The 17,462-nt window shown below is 72.6% G+C and carries 15 protein-coding genes; 5 read left to right on the top strand and 10 right to left on the bottom strand.

Features of this window, described 5'->3' with window-relative positions:
* Nucleotides 1–91: 91 nt before the first annotated feature.
* Entirely contained in the window at nt 92–1,297 is a 1,206-nt protein-coding gene (locus AB0K03_RS31660) for a DUF4032 domain-containing protein (protein WP_364692407.1), read from the bottom strand.
* A gap of 130 nt (nt 1,298–1,427) precedes the next feature.
* Between AB0K03_RS31660 and AB0K03_RS31655 the strand changes: the two genes are divergently transcribed.
* Together AB0K03_RS31655 and AB0K03_RS31650 are read left to right on the top strand one after the other, a co-directional pair.
* Entirely contained in the window at nt 1,428–2,771 is a 1,344-nt protein-coding gene (locus AB0K03_RS31655) for a serine protease (protein ID WP_364692404.1), read from the top strand.
* 30 nt (nt 2,772–2,801) lie between these two features.
* Complete coding sequence (locus AB0K03_RS31650; RefSeq protein WP_364692401.1) at nt 2,802–3,512, top strand: phosphatase PAP2 family protein; 711 nt, start codon at nt 2,802–2,804, stop codon at nt 3,510–3,512.
* Here AB0K03_RS31650 and nagA read toward each other — a convergent pair.
* The 3 genes from nagA to AB0K03_RS31635 are packed head-to-tail and all read right to left on the bottom strand — an operon-like array spanning nt 3,478 to nt 6,424.
* A complete protein-coding gene (nagA, locus tag AB0K03_RS31645) occupies nt 3,478–4,575 on the bottom strand; it encodes an N-acetylglucosamine-6-phosphate deacetylase (protein WP_364692399.1) in 1,098 nt (365 codons plus the stop codon). The two genes, AB0K03_RS31650 and nagA, sit on opposite strands and share 35 nt — an antisense overlap.
* Nucleotides 4,572–5,501 (bottom strand): ROK family protein, encoded by a 930-nt coding sequence (locus AB0K03_RS31640; RefSeq protein ID WP_364692397.1) that lies wholly within the window; start codon nt 5,499–5,501, stop codon nt 4,572–4,574. Before AB0K03_RS31640 ends, nagA begins: the two co-directional genes overlap by 4 nt.
* Nucleotides 5,498–6,424 (bottom strand): sugar isomerase, encoded by a 927-nt coding sequence (locus tag AB0K03_RS31635; RefSeq protein WP_364692395.1) that lies wholly within the window; start codon nt 6,422–6,424, stop codon nt 5,498–5,500. Before AB0K03_RS31635 ends, AB0K03_RS31640 begins: the two co-directional genes overlap by 4 nt.
* A 190-nt stretch (nt 6,425–6,614) precedes the next feature.
* Here AB0K03_RS31635 and AB0K03_RS31630 point away from each other — a divergent pair, with 190 nt between their 5' ends.
* Both AB0K03_RS31630 and AB0K03_RS31625 read left to right on the top strand, forming a co-directional pair.
* Nucleotides 6,615–7,400 carry a DeoR/GlpR family DNA-binding transcription regulator gene (locus AB0K03_RS31630; protein ID WP_364692393.1) on the top strand — a complete coding sequence of 262 codons (786 nt, stop codon included), beginning with the start codon at nt 6,615–6,617 and terminating at the stop codon, nt 7,398–7,400.
* A gap of 256 nt (nt 7,401–7,656) precedes the next feature.
* On the top strand, nt 7,657–8,643 hold the full coding sequence (locus AB0K03_RS31625; RefSeq protein ID WP_364692391.1) for a hypothetical protein: 987 nt from the start codon (nt 7,657–7,659) through the stop codon (nt 8,641–8,643).
* Between the two features lie 73 nt (nt 8,644–8,716).
* On the opposite strand, the gene AB0K03_RS31620 is transcribed toward AB0K03_RS31625, so the two are convergent.
* The 3 genes from AB0K03_RS31620 to AB0K03_RS31610 form a co-directional block, all read right to left on the bottom strand.
* Nucleotides 8,717–9,571, bottom strand: coding sequence for an ABC transporter permease subunit (locus tag AB0K03_RS31620; RefSeq protein ID WP_364692390.1), 855 nt, complete (start codon nt 9,569–9,571; stop codon nt 8,717–8,719).
* Nucleotides 9,568–12,303, bottom strand: coding sequence for an alpha/beta fold hydrolase (locus AB0K03_RS31615; protein ID WP_364692388.1), 2,736 nt, complete (start codon nt 12,301–12,303; stop codon nt 9,568–9,570). Before AB0K03_RS31615 ends, AB0K03_RS31620 begins: the two co-directional genes overlap by 4 nt.
* Before the next feature lie 93 nt (nt 12,304–12,396).
* Entirely contained in the window at nt 12,397–12,672 is a 276-nt protein-coding gene (locus AB0K03_RS31610) for a hypothetical protein (protein ID WP_364692386.1), read from the bottom strand.
* A 77-nt stretch (nt 12,673–12,749) separates the two neighbouring features.
* Here AB0K03_RS31610 and AB0K03_RS31605 point away from each other — a divergent pair, with 77 nt between their 5' ends.
* Nucleotides 12,750–14,960, top strand: coding sequence for an AAA family ATPase (locus AB0K03_RS31605; RefSeq protein ID WP_364692384.1), 2,211 nt, complete (start codon nt 12,750–12,752; stop codon nt 14,958–14,960).
* On the opposite strand, the gene AB0K03_RS31600 is transcribed toward AB0K03_RS31605, so the two are convergent.
* From AB0K03_RS31600 to AB0K03_RS31590, 3 genes are read right to left on the bottom strand one after another with little or no spacing between them, the layout of a single operon-like run.
* Nucleotides 14,957–15,304, bottom strand: a complete 348-nt coding sequence (locus tag AB0K03_RS31600; RefSeq protein WP_364692382.1) for a DUF3263 domain-containing protein — start codon at nt 15,302–15,304, stop codon at nt 14,957–14,959. The two genes, AB0K03_RS31605 and AB0K03_RS31600, sit on opposite strands and share 4 nt — an antisense overlap.
* Before the next feature lie 47 nt (nt 15,305–15,351).
* On the bottom strand, nt 15,352–16,344 hold the full coding sequence (locus AB0K03_RS31595) for an ABC transporter permease subunit (protein WP_364692380.1): 993 nt from the start codon (nt 16,342–16,344) through the stop codon (nt 15,352–15,354).
* Nucleotides 16,341–17,336 (bottom strand): ATP-binding cassette domain-containing protein, encoded by a 996-nt coding sequence (locus tag AB0K03_RS31590; protein ID WP_364692378.1) that lies wholly within the window; start codon nt 17,334–17,336, stop codon nt 16,341–16,343. The genes AB0K03_RS31595 and AB0K03_RS31590 overlap by 4 nt, the downstream gene beginning before the upstream one ends.
* Nucleotides 17,337–17,462 lie beyond the last annotated feature (126 nt).

Here is a 17,462-nt window from a genome sequence, read left to right as displayed (position 1 = left end):
GTTCGGGGTAGGACGTCGCAATCCACACCGAACCCGAAGGCCCTCACCTTTTACAAGATCTTCCCGTCACCAACGTCCGTGGTCAGTACACCTAGACGGCGCCCACCTCCACGCCGAGGACAGCCTGCTCGTCCGGCTTGTGGGCGAGGACATCGGTCAGGTACGACTGCACCGCCGGCGCCATCCCCACGTCGCGTCCGGCGCGCTCGGACAGCAGCCACTTGTGCTGGATGATCTGCGAGAAGATCTCCTGCGGCTCCAGCTTGCGGCGCAGGTTGGCCGGGACCGCTCGGACGACCGGCTCGAAGACCTCGGTCAGCCAGCGGTGCGCGGCCTGCTGCTCGTCGATCAGGTCGCTCTCCGCCCGGTACGCGTCCAGATCGTTGAGCAGCTGCCGGGCCTGGTTCTCCTCGGCGTCGAGCCCGGTCAGCCGCAGCAGCCGGCGCGTGTGGTAGCCGGCGTCGACGACCTTGGGCCGCACCCGGTAGCCGCCGTCCACGGTGGACATGGCCACCTCGGCGACGTCGAAGCCCAGGTCGTTGAGGCGGCGGATGCGGCCCTCGATGTCGTGCCGGGCGTCGCGCGCGACCTCCTGCTCGTACGTGACCTCGTGCCACAGCCGCTCGTAGCGCGACACGATGTCGTCGACCACCGTCTCCGGGTCGATCGCCTCGTGCAGCAGTTCGGCGGCCTGCAGGTCGAGGCACTCGCCGAAGATGTTGAGCCGCAGGATCTCGATGTCCTCGCTGCGCTGCCCCTCGGAGAGCTTGGGGTAGAGGTTCCCGGTCTCGGCGTCGACGAGGTACGCCGCGAAGGCGCCGGCGTCGCGGCGGAACAGCGTGTTGGACAGCGAGCAGTCGCCCCACGAGAAGCCGGTGAGGTGCATCCGCACGATCAGCGCGGCCAGCGCGTCGAGCAGGCGGTTCATCGTCTCGGGGCGCAGCACGTGCGAGAACAACGCCCGGTACGGCAGGGAGAACTGCAGGTGCCGCGTGATCAGCACGGATTCCAGCGGCTCGCCGTCGGTGTCCGTACGGTCGGTGACGATGGCGACCGCCTTCACGGCCGGGAAGTCGATCCGTTCCAGCGCGCGGAGCAGGTCGTACTCCTTCTCGGCGATCCTTTCCCGGGTCTCCTTCAGCGCGTACACGGTGTCGTTGAGCTTGACGAACCGGACGATGTGCCGCGAGATGCCCTGCGGGAGTGCGACGAGGTGATCCGCGGGCCACTCCTCGAGCGGCAAGTGCCACGGAAGGTCCAGCAGCGCCGGGTCGACAAGGGCTGAGGTGATGCGCACGAAGCCAGTGTGCACGTTCCGGGCGGCGCGTCGCTGCCGCACGTGGCTCGTTACACAGAAGCGAGATCGCCCGATTGTTGCTTATGTCGGCGATGTGACGCGAGGGACGGGAGTGGATGTGCGACGGACGGTGAGTATCGTCGCCGGGGCCTGCGCCGCCCTGGCACTGGCCGGGACGGCCGGTGCGGTGGCGTGGCGGTCGAGCGGCGACGAGGGCCGCACGGTCGGCACCTGGCACGAGGCCGCGGGCCCGGCGCGTACCCCCGTCGCGGTCGAGCGGTCCACAGCGGACAAAAAGGCCGACAAGGCAACGGCTGTGCCGCGTGCGGAGAAGGCGCAGGCCACGGTCAGGAGCACGGCGACCACCGAGGCGGCCACCCGGCCCGCCGAAGACGGCCGGCAGAAGATCGGCGAGCTGCTCGGCGTCGACAAGCTGCTCGGGTACGGCTCACCCGAACGCGAGGTCTTCCGCTACCCCGGCGCCTCGTACGTGAAGCTGCACTTCAGCCGCATGACGATGCTGCCCGGCGACTACCTGACCGTCTCGGACGCCAAGGGCCAGGAGTCCTACCGGTACGACGCCCCGAAGCTGCTCGACGCAGCCGCGCCGTCGGACCGGTGGGCCATGTCGATCACCGGTGACACGGCCGTCCTGGAGATGCACCGCGGCGGCGGGCTGGTCGGCTCGCTGCTCGACCGGCTGGGCGTACGGGTCGACAAGGTCGCCAAGGGCTTCACGAAGCGCGAGCAGGAGCGCGCGCCCGAGGCGCAGCTGAGCAACCCGAACCGTACGGGCCGCGAGGAGTCGGTCTGCGGCAACGACGAGAGCCGCGACGCCGTCTGCTACCGGTCGGCGGACCCGGTCGCGTACACCCGCTCGAAGGCGATCGCCCGGCTGCTGATCAACGGCACCGAGCTCTGCACCGGCTGGCGCATCGGCTCCAAGAACCGCATGCTCACCAACAACCACTGCTTCGACACCTCGGACGACGCGTACGAGACCGAGGTGTGGTTCAACTACCAGTGCGCGCGGTGCGGCGGCTACGACGTCTTCCGGCCGACCAAGGTGTGGGGCGACAAGGTCCTCGCGACCAACCACGTGTACGACTACACGCTCTTCACCGTCGAGAACTTCGCGGCGGTGCAGAAGTTCGGCTCGCTCACCCTGGACACCGTCCGCCCGGCGCGCGGCCAGGAGTTGTACGTGCCGCAGCACCCGGCGGGCGAGCCCACCCGGATCGCGGGACGCCTCGGGGAGAAAGCCGGTACCTGCTCGATCACCGACAACGCCTACGACGGGTACGCGCGGAACTCCGACGTCGCGTACTACTGCGACACCGAGGGCGGATCCAGCGGCAGTCCGGTGCTGTCCCGCAAGACCGACAAGGTGGTCGCCCTGCACCACTTCGGCGGCTGCCCGAACTCCGGTGTCCGCGCCGACCTGCTGTACGCGCGGCTCAAGGCGTACCTGTAGGGCTTTCCCCGCGACGGTAGCGTGGGTCCCATGCAGCAGAGCGCCGTCGAGACCCGCCCGGACCAGCGCGTACGCGGATGGTGGCCGGACGCCGTCCTGCTGGCCGGCTTCGTGCTGCTGACCGTCGCGCTGGCCCGGGGCCACCTGCTCGCCCTGGACGTGCGGGTCGCCGACTGGGTGTCCGATCATCGGCCCACGCCGCTGTACTGGACGCTGCGGGTGCTCAACTTCCTGGGCCAGGGCGGCCAGGTGCTCATGCCGCTCACGATCCTGCTGGCCGGCCTGGCGACCCGGCGGCTGCGGTCCTGGCGGCCGGCCGCGCTGTTCGTGGGTGTCTTCGTGCTCACGTACGTGACGATCGGCCCGCTGAAGATCTGGCTGGACCGGGCCGCCCCGGCTTTCAAGGGGCCGGACCGGGAGATCCTGTTCAACCCGGCTGCCTCCGGCACCGCCGCGATGAGCTACCCGTCGGGGCACGTCGCCAACGCGCTGGCCTGGTATTACGCCATCGCCGTGCTGCTCGGGGTGCTGCTGAGCCGGCCGCTGTCGGCGCGCGCGAACCTGGCGTTGCGGGTGCTGCCGCCGGCCATCGTGTTCGTCACGACGACGTACCTGGCGTTCCACTGGATCACCGACTCGGTGGCGGGACTGCTGCTCGGGCTGATCCTGGCTCGCCTGCTGGCCCGCGTACCGTGGGGCCTCGAGTCTAGATCCACTCCCCGGCCCGCATCACCCGCTTGACCCGCAGGTCCGCGGAGAGCACCACGAGATCGGCGCGCAGGCCGGCCTCCAGCGCGCCGACCTGATCGGCGAGGCCCAGCGCCCGCGCCGGGGTGGTCGAGGCCATCGCCGAGGCGGCCGGCAGATCCAGCCCGGCGCCGACGGCCTGCCGCAGCGCCGCGTCCATGGTGAGCGTGCTGCCGGCGATCGAGCCGTTGCGGGTCAGCCGGGCCACTCCGCCGGCGACCGTCACGTCCTGGCCGCCCAGCTCGTACTGCCCGTCCGCCATCCCGGCGGCGTCCATGGCGTCGGTGATCAGCGCGGCCCGGTCCGGCCCGGTCGCGTGCGCGGCGAAGCGCAGCGTGCCGTCGTGCAGGTGGGTGCCGTCGGCGACGAACTCGCAGACGATCGACGGCGAGTCGATCAGCGCCACGACCGGGCCCGGTTCCCGGTGGTGCGCCGGCGGCATGCCGTTGAACACGTGGGTGCCGACGGTCGCGCCGGCCGCGACACCGGCCAGGGTCTGCTCGTACGTGGCATCGGTGTGCCCGAGCGCGGCGATCACACCGTGCCGGGCGAGGTAGCGGACCGCGTCGAGCGCGCCGGGCAGCTCCGGCGCGATGGTCACCATGCGGATCGCGCCCGCGCCGAGCTCGACCAGTGCGGTGAGCTCGTCGATCGACGGGTCGCGCAGGAACGCCGGGTTCTGCGCCCCGCACCGGGCCCCGCTCAGGTACGGCCCCTCGAAATGGATCCCCGCGATCACGCCGTCGCGCACCAGCGGCAGATACGCGGCGGTCGCGTCCCGCATCAGTTCGTACGGCGAACTGACCAGGCTCGCGAGCATCGTGGTGGTGCCGTGGCCGAGGTGGAACGCCGCGGCCCGGGTGGCGTCCCCGGCGTCGCCGCGGGTGAACGTGTGCCCGCCGCCGCCGTGGCAGTGCAGGTCCACGAAGCCCGGCACGATGACGTCGTCGCCCGCGGGGTCGCCGGCCTCGACCGACAGGATGGCCGGGCCGTCGACCTCGACGAACCCGGGCACCACCGCGCCGGGCCGGACGACGTGACCGTGGATCTTCGTCACTGCATGCGCTCCAGGGAGTCGAGGGCCGAAAGGGCCGCGCCGAGGCAGCCGGCCGTGTCGCCGAGCGCCGCATGCACGATCTGCGGCACCCGGTGGAACGTGACCCGGGCTTCCAGCGCCACCCGCAGCGGCGCGAGCAACGCCTCCCCGGCCTCGGCCAGGCCGCCGCCGAGCACGACGATGCCGGCGTCGTACAGCGCCTGCGCGGTGAGCAGGCCGTCCGCGAACGCCTCCACCGCCTCGGTCCACACCCGGTTGGCGAGGTCCTCACCGGCGGCCGCACGCGTGGCCACGTCGTACGCCGTCACCCCGGCGACGCCGGAGAGCTCGACGTAGCGGCGGCCCACCGCGGAGGCCGACGCGATCGCCTCCAGGCAGCCGCGCCCGCCGCAGTTGCAGGGCGGGCCGCCGGGCCGCACGATGATGTGCCCGACCTCGCCCGCGGCGCCGTGCGCCCCGGAGCACGCCTTGCCGTCGACCACGTGCGCGGCCGCGATGCCGGTGCCGATGGCGATGAACAGCACGTGCCGCTGCTCGCGGCCCGCGCCCAGGCGCGCCTCGGCCATCCCGCCGACGCGGACGTCGTGGCCGAGCACCGCGGGCAGCCCGAGCCGCTGCGACACCAGGTCCTTGACCGGTACGTCGCGGAAGCCGACGTTGCTGGACCACACGGCCGTGCCGGTCTCCTCGTCCACCACGCCGGGCACCGCGACGCCGGCGGCAACGGGCTCCAGGCCGTCCGCCCGGGCTCGCGCGGCGAGGCCCTCGGCGATGTCCAGGATGTCGGCGGTGACCGCCTCCGGCCCGCGCTGGGGGAGCGTGGGATGCCGTTCGGAGTGGTGCACGGTGCCGTCGCGGCGGACCAGTCCGCACTTCATGCCGGTGCCGCCGACGTCCAGCGCCACCACCACGTCCCGGGCTGTCATGGGAGGACGACGGAACGCGTGAGGTTGCGTGGGTGGTCGGGGTCGAGACCCTGGCTGGTCGCGAGCAGGACGGCGACCCGCTGGGCCACCACCAGGTCGGCCATCGGGTCGAGGCCGGCCCGGCCGCCGCCGCGCCAGCTGCCCAGGGCGGCGTACCCGCCGTTGTAGCGGCTGTGCACGAAGGCCGCGCCGGTCGCCTCGACCTCGTCGCACAGGCCCGCCGGGATCTCGCCGAAGGCCCAGACCACCCGGCCCGGCCGGGCGATGGAGATCGGGCCGTGCCGGTAGTCCATGGCCGGGTACGCCTCGGCCCACCAGCCGGCGGCCTCGCGGCACTTGAGCGCCGCCTCCTCGGCCAGCCCGACCGTCCAGCCGCGGCCCAGGAAGGTGATCTGCTCGGCCAGCGCCGGGTGCACCGGCAGCGGCAGCCGGACGGCCACCTCGGCGTCGGCCGCGACCGGCTCGATGTCGAAGTTCAGGTGCGCGCGGGCCAGGGCCAGCGCGCTGGTGGCGAAGCGGGTCTGCACGACCGACAGCTCGTCGGCGAAGTCCAGCACGATCGCGTCGTCGGCGGTCGACGCGGCCGGCTCCCGGCCGTCCGCGGTGATCACGGTGGTCCGGGTCCGCCCGCGCAGCGCCTCGAGCAGCTCGAGCACCTCGGTGGTCGTGCCGGACCGGGTGATCGCGATGACCCGGTCGTACGCCCGGTGCAGCGGGAACTCGGAGGCCTGGAACGCGTCGGTGTCGCCGTGTCCCTCGCGCTCGCGCAGGGCCGCGTACGCCTTCGCCATGAACCACGACGTGCCGCAGCCGACCACGGCGACCCGCTCGCCGGGCAGCGGCAGCCCGTCGGAGTCCGCCATCTTCGCCGCCTGCCGCCAGCAGTCCGGCTGACTGGCGATCTCCACCTTGACGTGACTCATGGGTTCCTCATCAGGCCGTTGTGCTGCGCATAAGCGCTCGGTTCTCCGCTCTTTCGAGCGTCATTCTGCGTGGAGGATCGGTCGCGCCGCAACCAGGAGACCGGGTTCGCGCAGACAACTTCTTTGCTTCGCGACGTTTCGCGCACTAATGTGCACACTCTTATCACGAAACGAGCAGCAGGGAGATCGGGTGGACCGGTACGCGCGGTGGAATGCCCTGCTGGAGGTACTGGCGGAGACCGGCCGCGTCACGGTGGAGGACGCGGCGGGCCGCCTCGACGTCTCCCAGGCCACGATCCGCCGCGACTTCGACCAGCTCGCCCAGCAGCAGATGATCACCCGTACCCGCGGCGGCGCGGTCGCCAACGGGGTCTCGTACGACCTGCCGCTGCGCTACAAGAGCGCGAAGCACTCGGCCGAGAAGCAGCGCATCGGCGAGGCGGCCGCCAACCTGGTCGTGCCGGGAACCGTCGTCGGGCTCAACGGCGGCACCACGATGACCGAGGTGGCGCGCGCGCTCGCCGTCCGCCCCGACCTGAACACCAGCGGCGACGGCGCCCAGCTGACGGTCGTGACCAACGCCCTCAACATCGCCAACGAGCTCCTCGTCCGCTCCCGCATGAAGATCGTGGTCGCCGGCGGCGTCGTCCGGCCCCAGTCCTTCGAGCTGGTCGGCCCGCTCGGCGGGGCGCTGCTCAAGGAGGTCACCCTCGACATCGTGCTGCTCGGCGTCGACGCCTTTGACGTCGAGCTCGGCGCGGCCGCCCACCACGAGGGCGAGGCGGCGATGAACAGCCTGATGGTGGCCCGCGCCAAGCGCGTCGTGGTGATCGCCGACTCGTCCAAGCTGGGCGGGCACGCGTTCGCCCGCATCTGCCCGATCAGCAAGGTGGAGACCCTGGTCACGGACTCGGGCGCGCCGGCCTCGGTGGTCCACGCCTTCCGCGAGGCCGGCGTCCAGGTCGTCGTCGCCTGACGCATCGACAAGCTGTCACCAGCCGGACACGATCCGCTGAAATCCTTGAGGTGTTCGGGACGCCTGATTTCACCGGGAGGATTCCGTGATGAGGTTCGGGAAGAGGTGGCTGTCGATTGCGGCGGCCGCGCTGATCGTCGGAACTGCCTTGACGGCGCCGGGTGCCAGTGCTCAGGCCGCGCCCTCGTCCGACGGTCCGCGGTTCGCCCACTCGCAGGCACGGGCGGGTGCGTCGATCGATGCCACCATCGGCTCCGTGGCGGTCGACGGTACCCGTCCGTACGTGTTCGTGATCGGCGGTGACGGGAACCTGTGGGTCAACTGGTGGAGCGGGTCGGCGTGGTACTGGAGCAACCAGGGCCGCCCGTCCAGCGCCACCATCGACGCCGGTATCGGCGTCACCGCCCTCGACGGTGCCAGCCGGCCGTATGTCTTCGTCCGCGGCAGCGACGGGAAACTGTGGACGCACTGGTGGAGCGGGTCGGCATGGACGTGGAGCTATCTCGGCTCGCCGGGCGGCACCTCGATCGGGGCCGGTGTCGGCGTGGTGGCGGTGGACGGCACGCGTCCGTACGTCTTCGTGCGCGGCGGTGACGGGAACCTGTGGGTCGACTGGTGGAGCGGGTCGGCCTGGTCGTGGTCGAATCAGGGTCGTCCCGCCGACGTCGCCATCCGGGCCGGCGGCAGCGTCGTGGCGCTCGACAACGCGGCCCGGCCGTACGTCTTCGTGCGCGGCGGTGACGGGAACCTGTGGGTCAACTGGTGGAGCGGATCGGCGTGGTACTGGAGCAACCAGGGCCGCCCCGGCAACACCTCCATCGATGCGCAGATCGGCGCCGTCGCGGTGAGCGGCACGCGTCCGTACGTCTTCGTCCGCGGGGGCGACGGGAACCTGTGGGTGGACTGGTGGAGCGGGTCGGCGTGGAGCTGGTCCAATCTGGGCCGCCCGGCGAGCACGACGTTCGACGCCGGTGTCGGCGTGGTGGCGGTGGACGGCACGCGTCCGTACGTCTTCGTCCGCGGCGGTGACGGGAACCTGTGGGTGGACTGGTGGAGCGGGTCGGCGTGGAGCTGGTCCAATCAGGGTCATCCCGCCAACGTCGCCATCCGGGCCGGCGGCAGCGTGACGGCTGTCGACAACGCCTCCCGGCCGTACGCCTTCGTGGTCGGCGGGGACGAGAACCTGTGGGTCGACTGGTGGAGCGGGTCGGCCTGGCGTTGGAGCAACCAGAGCGCCCCGTAGGTGAGCCATCCGCACAGCGCGGCCGCGCACCATGCTCGCTCCGAAGCGTCACGGTGCGCGGCCGCACCGGCGCCTACGACGTCACGTCTTTGCGGGTGAAGCGGTAGAAGGCCAGTGACCAGAACAGCGTCGCGTAGCAGACCGCCGAGATCGCGCCCTTGACCACGTCGTCCGTCTGCATGGGGGTCGAGAGCAGGCCGAGCCAGGCGTCGCTGTAGTGCGTCGGCAGGAAGTTGCGCAGTGAGCCCAGCGCCGTGATCTGGTCGAGGATGCTGGACAGGATCCACAGCAGGACCGCGCCGCCGACCGCGCCGAGGGCCGCGTCCGTGAGCACCGAGAGCAGGAACGCCAGGCCGGCCACGCCGAGCAGGGTCACGGCGAGGTAGCCGAGGATCGCGAGCAGGCGCAGCACGCCCTGGCCCGCCGGGATCTCCGCGGCGACCGTGCTGCCGAGCGGGTGCCAGCCGTACCGGAGGGTGCCCACCAGCAGGGCGGTGCCGGCGAGGGTGAGCAGCGCGGTCAGCGAGTAGGCCAGCGCGACCACGAGCTTCACGGCGAGCAGGCGGGCGCGCGGGACCGGGATGGCCAGCAGATAGCGCAGGCTGCCCCAGCTGGCCTCGGATGCGACCGTGTCGCCGCAGAACAGCGCCACGACCACGACGAGCAGGAAGCCCGCGGACACGAAGATCGCGAAGAGCGCGAAGTTGAGGCCCCCCGACGTGGCCAGGTCCACCAGCGACGAGAACGCGCCGCCGCCGTTGTCGTCGTCGTTCCCGCCGCCGAACTCGAAGGCCAGCAGGACGATCAACGGCAGCAGGACCATGAAGCCCAACGCCAATTGGGTACGCCGCCGCGAGGCCTGCCGGCGGATCTCGGCCCGGATCGGCAGGGTCGCGGACGGCCGGTAGCCGGTGGCTGCGCTGCTCATCGGTCCCCACTTCCCCGGGAGTTGTCGCCCACGAGGGCGAGGAACGCGTCTTCGAGGCGGCGGCGCGGCACCACCCGGTCGACGCCGACGCCGGCGCGGACCAGGGACGCCACCACCTCCTCGCGGGGCGTGCCGTTCATGTCGACGATGAGGTCCGTCGCGCCGTCGCGCTGCACCCCGCGGACGTCCAGGGACTCCAGCACGGAGGTCGCCGCGGTGACGTCGGAGACCGAGAGCTGCACCGACGGGGACTCCCCGACGATCTCCGACACCGGGCCGGCCGCCACGATCCGGCCCTTGTTGACCACCACCGCGTGCGTGCAGGTCTGCTCGACCTCGGCGAGCAGGTGGCTGGAGACCAGCACCGCCCGGCCGTCGGTGGCGTACCGGCGCAGCACCCGGCGCATCTCGGCGATCTGCGGCGGGTCGAGCCCGTCCGTCGGCTCGTCGAGCACGAGCAACTCCGGCAGGCCGAGCATCGCCTGGGCGATCGCGAGCCGCTGGCGCATGCCGTGGCTGTAGTTCTTCGTCCGGCGGTGCACCGAGTCGCCCAGGCCGGCGATGTCGAGCGCCTCCTCGAACCGGGCGTCCGCCATCGGCCGGCCCGTCGCCTGCCAGTACGCCCGCAGGTTCTCGTACCCGCTTAGGTGCGGCAGGAAGCCGGGCCCCTCGACCAGCGCGCCGACCCGCGACAGGATCGGTGCGCCGGGGGTGAGCGGGCGGCCGAACACCAGCGCGTCGCCGGAGGTCGGCATCGTCAGGCCCATGAGCACGCGCAGCGTCGTGGTCTTGCCCGCGCCGTTGGGGCCGAGCAGGCCGACGACCTGCCCCCGCTCGACGCGGAAGTCCACCTGCTCGACGGCCACGAACCCGTCCCCGTACGCCTTGCGCAGCCCGCGCACCACCAGCGGGGTGTCGGCGAACTCGGCCACCGGGGGAGCCTCGCGGCGGCGGCGGACGAGCAGCACCGCCACGACGCCGAGGACGATCGCCACGAGCACGCCGAGAAGCACGTACCGCCAGACGACCTGCGGGTTGGCGATCGGCGTGCCCACCACGGTCGGCAGCGTCACCGCCGGTTCCACCGCGACGGTGTAGACGGCGGGGTCGGCCGGGGTGAGGAAGCCCTGGTCGGACGTGGCGACGACGACCCGTACGGTGTGCCCGGCGTCGATGCGCCGCACGATCGCCGGTAGCGTGACCATGACCGGCTGCGCCGCCGCGATGTCCTCGGGAAGCCCGGTGAGCCGCACGGGCGCGATGAGGCCGCCGCTCAGTGTGGCCGTACCGTTCTGGTCCGCGTCGTAGAGCTTGACGAACACCGTCGCCGAGCCGGTCGGCGACGCGATCCGCAGCCGCACCGTGGGCGCGCCGACGACGTCGGCCGCGGCGCTCAGCGGCGCCGACTCGAACGTCGCGTGCTGGCCGCCGAGGTCGCCCGCGACACCGCCGAGCAGCGAGCTGAGCCGGTCGCCCACGCCGGGCAGCGACGACAGCGCGCCGGGGTTGCCGTTGGGCGGGTTGGCGATCGGCTGCGCCGGCCCGCTGACCGAGATCTCGGTGCGCCCGCTCCCGGCCAGCCCCGGGTACGCCGGATCCGAGTAGCCGTTGGTGACGAGCCCCCGGTCCAGCGCGCTGAACCCGGCCACCCGCGAGTACGTGAAGCTGTTCTCCGGCGCGGGGCTCTCACCCTTGACGTAGTGGTCGAGCCACTGGGCGGTGAGGAACTTCGTCCGGTCCTGGTCGGTCTGCGGGCCGAGGCCGCCGTCGTGCCCGCCGGTGAACCAGGCCACGCGTACGGGGGTCCCGGCCGCCGCGATGCCCCGCGCGTTGGCGTCCGCCTCGGAGAGCGGGAAGAGCGTGTCCACGGCCCCCTGGATCAGCAGCGTGGGCGCCTTGATCCGGTCCAGCACGGTGGCCGGGCTCGACCGGCGCAGCAGCGCGGTCGTGGCGGCGTCGGGCACGCCGGTGGTCGCCATCTTCAGATACGCGGCGCAGACGTCCGCGGCGAACCGGCCGCACGCGGGGTCGCCTCCCGCCCTGGGCGGGCCCCCGGCCGGCGAGGCCGAGCCGTTGCCGAAGAACAGGCCGGCCCAGCCCTTCTTGAACACGCCGGGCGTCGTGACGCCGTCCGCGGACTGGGGGAAGAACGACCGGCCCAGATCGTTCCAGGTGATCAGCGGCACGATCGCGTCCACCCGCGGGTCCTGCCCGGCCAGCAGCAGGGCCAGCGCGCCGCCGTACGAGCCGCCGACCACGCCGACCCGGGGGTCGCCCGCGGCGTCGGTGCGCACCTCGGGGCGCTCGGCCAGCCAGTCGAGCAGGCGCTGGGCGTCGCGCACCTCGTAGTCGGGGCTGTCCAGGTGGATCTCGCCGCCGCTCGCCCCGAAGCCGCGGGCGGTCCAGGTGAGCACGGCGTACCCGCGGTCGGCCAGGGACTCCGCGTCGTCGCCGACCGAGGTCTTCGTACCCCCGAAGCCGTGCGCGAGCAGCACCGCCGGCACCTTGCCGTCGCGGTCCTTCGGCAGGTAGAAGCGCGTGTCCAGGTCGACCGGCTCGGTGCCCGCGGGCCCGGACCGCACGGTGATCCGCTGGTCGGTGGCGGTCCAGGAGTGCCGCTCCGGCAGCGCGGCCCAGGTCACCAGGGCGGCCACGAGCACGAGGACAGTCGCGCTCGCCACGACCCGGCGCCGCGTCGGGCGGGGGAGGGCACGGCGTTTGAAGCCGTTCATCCTGGGTTTTCCGCTGCGGGCAGGCACAACGTCGGCAGGGCGGACATGGGGCAACGCTATCCGCGAGCCCCTGAGCGGGAGCTGTGAACCGGCTCAGCCCTGCTGCCTGCCGACCGGCCCCTGGTTGGCCTCGCCCTTCTTCGGCGGCTTCCGGGACGACGTGCCCTCGGTGGGCGTCCCGGTGGTGGGCGCCGCGGAGGTGCCGGGTGCCGCGGACGTCGCGCCGGCGGCCGGAGCGCTCGCGGAGCCGCTGGGCGACACGAAGGCCGGCGTGCCCTTGTCGTCGGAGTCGTCCCCGCAGGCGGCCGTGCCGAGCAGAGCGAGAGCGGCGACGGCTGCGACGAGCGCGGCGCTGCGGCGGTGCCTCATGGTGGGTGCCTCCCCGGGGCGACTGACGGCGATAGCGTGTCAACCTAGTCCCCAAGTCCAAACGGAAGGGCCCCGCGGTGCCAGACGACCTCACGCTGACCGTCACCCAACGGCCGGCGGCCCTCGACGCGCGCCGCGGCATCGTGCGCCTGCACCCGGAGGTGATGGCCGCGCTGGCGATCAATCCCGGGGATCCGCTGCGCCTGACCGGGCGCCGCAGCACCGCGGGCATCGCGGCGCGGGCGGAGCCGGGCGCGAGCCGCGCGCTGCTCTACGCCGACGACCTGACCATCGGCAACCTGGGACTGCGCGACGGCGGCCAGGTGACGGTCACCCCGGTGCCGGTCGTCGCGGCGCGCCGGGTCGCGCTCACCGGCCCGGCCGAGATCGTCGCGGTCGTCTCGCCCGAGATGCTGCGCCTCGCCCTGCTCGGCAAGGTCGTCACCGCCGGCGACGACGTGTCGCTGCTGCCCCAGGACGTGATGCCGGAGGCGGCGCACCGGTCGCTGGTCGAGGCAGCTCGGCGCAGCCTCGCCAACCGGGTCGGCTACGCCTGGACGAGCACGTTGCTGCAGGTGGTCGCGGTCGAGGCCGCGGACGCCGCGCTGGTCACCATGGACACGGTCGTGGGGTGGCAGGACGGCCAGTTCTCCACCGTACGGCGGGAAGCGGAGCCGGCCCCGGCGACGGGGCAGCCGGCCTCCACCGATCCGGACATGCCGCCGCCCAGCGTGGACGACCTGCCGGGGCTGCGTACCCAGGCGCAGGAGCTGACCGAACTGCTGGACCTGGGCTTCCACCACCGCGAGGTGCTCGGGCGCCTCGGCACCACCGTCTCGCTCGGCGTGCTGGTGTCCGGCCCGGCCGGTTCGGGCAAGTCCGCCCTGGTCCGCGCGGTGGCGACGAGCGTCGGCGCCGGTGTGGTGCCGGTGTGGGCGCCGGAGCTGGCCGCGCTCACCAACGACGCCGCGGCGACCCGGCTGCGCGCTCTCGCCCGCGACGTACGGGACGGCTCGCCGGCGGTCTTGCTGATCGCGGACGTGGAGGCGCTCGCGCCCCGGGACGAGCCGGGACCGCTGTCCACGGTCTTCCGGCAGGTGCTGGCCGAGCTCATCAAGGCGGGAGCCGCCGTGGTGTGCACGACGAGCCGGCCCGAGGCGGTCGATCCGTCGCTGCGCTCACCCGACCTGCTCGCCGTGCAGCTGGCCGTACCGTTGCCGGACGCGGCGATGCGGCGCGAACAGTTGCGGGTGCTGACCCGCGGGATGCCGCTGGACGAGGACGTGCGCCTGGACGACGTGGCGGGGCGTACGCCCGGCTTCGTCGCCGCCGACCTGGGCGCGCTGGCCCGCGAGGCCGGTGTCCGCGCGGCCCTGCGGCAGAAGGACGCGGAGACGCCGACGGTGGCGATGGCCGACTTCGAGGCGGCGCTGGACGTCGTACGGCCGACCTCCATGGCGGAGTCCACGCTGGAGGTCGCGCAGGTCACGCTCGACGAGGTCGGCGACATGGTCGAGGTCAAGCAGGTCCTGACCGAGTCGGTGCTCTGGCCGCTGACCTATCCGGACACGTTCGCCCGGCTCGGCGTGCAGCCGCCGCGCGGGGTGCTGCTCTACGGCCCGCCCGGGTGCGGCAAGACCTATCTGGTCAAGGCCATCGCGGGTACGGGCAAAGCGAACGTGCTGTCGGTCAAGGGCGCCGAGTTGCTGAGCAAGTGGGTCGGCGACAGCGAGCGAGCGGTCCGCGAGCTGTTCCGCCGCGCCCGCGAGGCCGCGCCGACGCTGGTCTTCCTGGACGAGGTGGACGCGCTGGCCCCGACCCGCGGGCAGGCCACCGACGGCGGCACGACCGACCGCGTGGTCGCGGCGCTGCTCACCGAGCTGGACGGGGTGGAGTCGCTGCGCAACGTCGTGGTCATCGGGGCGACGAACCGGCCGGACCTCATCGACCCGGCGCTGCTGCGCCCCGGACGCCTGGAGCGGCTCGTCTTCGTCCCGCCGCCGGACGGTGACGCGCGCGCGGCCATCCTGCGCGCGTCGTCGAAGTCGGTGCCGCTGGACGACGCCGTGGACCTCGACGCGCTCGGCGCCGACCTGGAGGGCTTCTCGGCGGCCGACTGCGCGGCGCTCATCCGCGAGGCGGCGCTGGCGGCGATGCGGGAGTCCCTGGAGGCGACGACGGTGACGGCCGGGCATGTGGAGACGGCCCGCAAGCGGGTGCGGGCGTCGCTGGATCCGGTGCAGGTGGCGTGGCTGGAGGCGTACGCCTCGACGCACGCGGCCGGCTAGCGGCGGCGGGTGCGTGCCCTCGTGGAGCGCAGCCGGCGGAGGCGTCCGACCAGGACGGGGTCGTGCTCGAGCGCCGCGGGGTTGTCCAGCAGGCCGTTGAGCAGCTGGTAGTAGCGGGTCGAGGAGAGGCCGAACGCGTCACGGATCGCCTGCTCCTTGGACCCGGCGTGCTTCCACCACTTCTGCTCGAAGGCGAGGATCTGCTGCTCGCGCTCGGTGAGCCCCGGCGTCTCGCCGGCCTCCCGGGGCGCCGGGACGTGCTGCTGCTCGTTCGTGGCGGCGTCGGGTTGCATGACAGTCCTCGCAGGTGGTGAGAGGTCCCGCGCGGCAGGGACCGCCACCATAGTGACAGCTGACGATCCCCGCCGCGCGCCTTCCACCGGACGTTACCTCAGGTGATGTCTCGCTTACGGAGAGTCCACATTGCCGTACCCAGGACGAGGGCGATCAGGATCACGATCCCGGCGCCGGCCATCTGCCAGGTGAGCGTCAGGCTCGGCTGCACGCAGGTGTCCCCCGAGCCGACGCACGGCGCGTTGTAGTCGATCAGCTCGACGGACTTGGTCATCCAGGCGGCGATCCAGGTCGGGGCCAGGTACATCTCGAGGTACTTCACCTGTGCCATCGCCAGCACCGTGCCGAGGCCCGCCTGGAGCACGACCAGGACACCGATGGCGACACCCATCGCCACCGCGGTGTGCCGCCCGATCGACGCCAGCCCGAAGCCCACCGCCCCGGCCACCAGCACCATGACCAGCCCGCGCAGCTCCATCAGCAGGTACGACTGCCAGGCCCCGGACGTCATGCCGTCCAGCGTCCCGCGGAGGCTCGCGATCAGCGCGAAGGCGCCGGTCCACAGCGCCGACAGCGCCACCGTGACCCCCGCCAGCAGCACCAGCAGCGCGGCCAGCTTCGTGTTCAGCACCTTGAGCCGCTGCGGCCGCCACAGCAGCAGGTTCATCATGCCGCCGCTGCTCCACTCGGCGCCCACGAAGGACGCCCCGATCACGAACGCCGCCACGGCCAGGATCGACGCGAGCGTCGTCACCATGTCCTTGAAGTTCTTCCGGAAGTCGAACGTCGGCGGCATGTACCACTGCGCCTGGAACTCCTCCCGGGTGGGCGTCCACATCTGCGAGCAGTCGCTGCCCGGCTGGGTCTGGGCCTCACACGCTTTGCGGTCGGCCTCGGCCCGCACGACCGCCTGCTGGAACTCGCGGTCGGCCTTGGCCTGGGCGGCAGCCACCACCTCCGGGGTGTTCTTGTGGTTCGTCAGGAACATGCCGGCCGCGATGGCGCCGAGCACGAGGACGACGCCGATCAGGAAGAACCGGGTGAAGCGGCGCTTGGTCAGCCGCCGGGTCTCCGCCGTGTACAGGCTCACTGTCCCCACCCACCCTGCGCCGGACCCGCCTGGGCCATGACCGTCTCGTCGACCTGCCGGTGCTCGCCGGCCACCGGGGCGGTGCCGGTGAGCTCGAGGAACACGCTCTCGAGGTCCACCGACACCGGGGACAGCTCGGCGACGTAGACGTCGCGGGCGGCGAGCGTGCGGGTGATCGCGCTGGGCTGGGCCAGGCCGCTGACCATGAGGTGGTCGGCCTCCACGACGACCTGGGCGCCGAGGTCGCGCAACGCCCCGGCGGACGCCGTGAGGTCGTTCGCCGACTCCAGGCGTACCCGTACCGAAGAAGAGGCGTGCTGGGCCAGCACGTCGGCGACCGCGCCCGCCGCGACCCGCCGCCCGGCCGCGATGATCGTGACGGAGTCACAGATCAGCTGGATCTCGCCCAGGATGTGGCTGGACAGCACCACCGTCATCCCGGACTCGGCGAGATTGCGCATGAGCGTGCGCATCTCCCGGATGCCGCCCGGGTCGAGGCCGTTCGCGGGCTCGTCCAGGATCAGCAGCCGCGGGTTCTTGAGCAGCGCGGAGGCGACGGCCAGGCGCTGCTTCATGCCCAGCGAGTACGTCTTCACCCGGTCGCCGGCCCGGTCCCGCAGCCCGACCAGCTCCAGCACCTCGTCCACCCGGACCCGCTCCACGCCGCCCGCGTCGGCCAGCAGCGACAGCGTGTCCCGGGCGGAGAAGTTGCCGAAGAACTGGGGGCTCTCCACGATCGCGCCCACCGCCCCGGCCACCTCGGGCAGCGCCTGCGGCACCTCACGGCCGAGGATCGCCATGCGGCCGCCGTTCGGACGGATCAGGCCGAGCAGCGTACGCAGCGTGGTGGTCTTGCCCGAGCCGTTGGGGCCGAGGAAGCCGTGCACCTGGCCCGCCTCGACGACCATGTCGAAGCCGTCGAGCGCGCGGCGTACCCCCTTTCGGCTGCGATAGGTCTTCTGCAGACCCTGGATCTCAAGGACGGCGCTCACGCCGGACCTCCGGAGCGTTGGTGGGAATGACGTGCGTCACCCTATGCACACGGCGCCACCCTGCCGGGGACTCCACGCCTCGTCGGCTGGCTCACACCTCGGGACAACCGGGTTGTCGTTCCGGCC

This window comes from Actinoplanes sp. NPDC049316 (assembly GCF_040677315.1).
Taxonomy (GTDB): Bacteria; Actinomycetota; Actinomycetes; order Mycobacteriales; family Micromonosporaceae; genus Actinoplanes.
This window is presented reverse-complemented; position numbering and strand designations above follow the sequence as displayed.

Excerpts from the sequence above, each read along its gene's own strand:
- AB0K03_RS31650 (WP_364692401.1), top strand. The coding sequence starts at position 2,802 with ATGCAGCAGAGCGCCGTCGAGACCCGCCCGGACCAGCGCGTACGCGGA.
- AB0K03_RS31640 (WP_364692397.1), bottom strand. The coding sequence starts at position 5,501 with ATGACAGCCCGGGACGTGGTGGTGGCGCTGGACGTCGGCGGCACCGGC.
- AB0K03_RS31635 (WP_364692395.1), bottom strand. The coding sequence starts at position 6,424 with ATGAGTCACGTCAAGGTGGAGATCGCCAGTCAGCCGGACTGCTGGCGG.
- AB0K03_RS31620 (WP_364692390.1), bottom strand. The coding sequence starts at position 9,571 with ATGAGCAGCGCAGCCACCGGCTACCGGCCGTCCGCGACCCTGCCGATC.
- AB0K03_RS31615 (WP_364692388.1), bottom strand. The coding sequence starts at position 12,303 with ATGAACGGCTTCAAACGCCGTGCCCTCCCCCGCCCGACGCGGCGCCGG.
- AB0K03_RS31610 (WP_364692386.1), bottom strand. The coding sequence starts at position 12,672 with ATGAGGCACCGCCGCAGCGCCGCGCTCGTCGCAGCCGTCGCCGCTCTC.
- AB0K03_RS31600 (WP_364692382.1), bottom strand. The coding sequence starts at position 15,304 with ATGGTGGCGGTCCCTGCCGCGCGGGACCTCTCACCACCTGCGAGGACT.